Here is a 625-nt window from a genome sequence, read left to right as displayed (position 1 = left end):
CGCGTCACCGTCCACCACACCGATGGCAGTCAGGAAGTCTATGTCCACGACCAGCGCGCGCGGCTGGTACAGCGGATTGATCCGGATGGCGCGCAGCACTTCAAGTCCTACGACGACAAAGGCCGGCTGACGGTCGAACAGGACCCGCTGGGCGCGGTGACGGCGTATCAGTACGACGAAGCCGGACGCTTGATTGCGCTGTTTCCAGGGGACGATGAGCCGACGTCCTACGAACATGACAACGGCTTCGTACGGGTTATGCGGCGTGGCGAGGCGGTCTGGAAATACCAGCGCAACGATCAGGGCGATATCACTCGCAAAACAGATCCTGAAGGGCTTGTTACCGACTACCGCTACAACAAACGCGGCCAACTGACCGAAGTCTGGTACCCGGACCACAGCTGTCAGCGCCTTGGCTGGAATGACTTCGGCCAACTCATCGAGGAACAGTTACCCAACGGCAGTACCCGGCGTTATCGCTATGACGCACTGGGACGGCAGATTGCCCGCGAGGATGAACACGGCGCGCTGACTCAGTACCAATGGGACAGCGTTGGGCGGTTGATTCAGGTGGTGTTGCCGGGCGGAGCCACCCGGGCCTACAGCTACAACCCTTACGGAAAAA

General features: G+C 60.3%; 1 pseudogene. It reads left to right on the top strand.

Going from position 1 to position 625, the window contains the following annotated elements:
• A pseudogene (locus GNF76_RS29260) lies at positions 1–625 on the top strand (RHS repeat protein); the annotation flags it as partial.

Origin of the sequence: Pseudomonas spelaei, from assembly GCF_009724245.1 — a bacterium.
GTDB classification, from domain to species: Bacteria; Pseudomonadota; Gammaproteobacteria; order Pseudomonadales; family Pseudomonadaceae; genus Aquipseudomonas; species Aquipseudomonas spelaei.
This window is presented reverse-complemented; position numbering and strand designations above follow the sequence as displayed.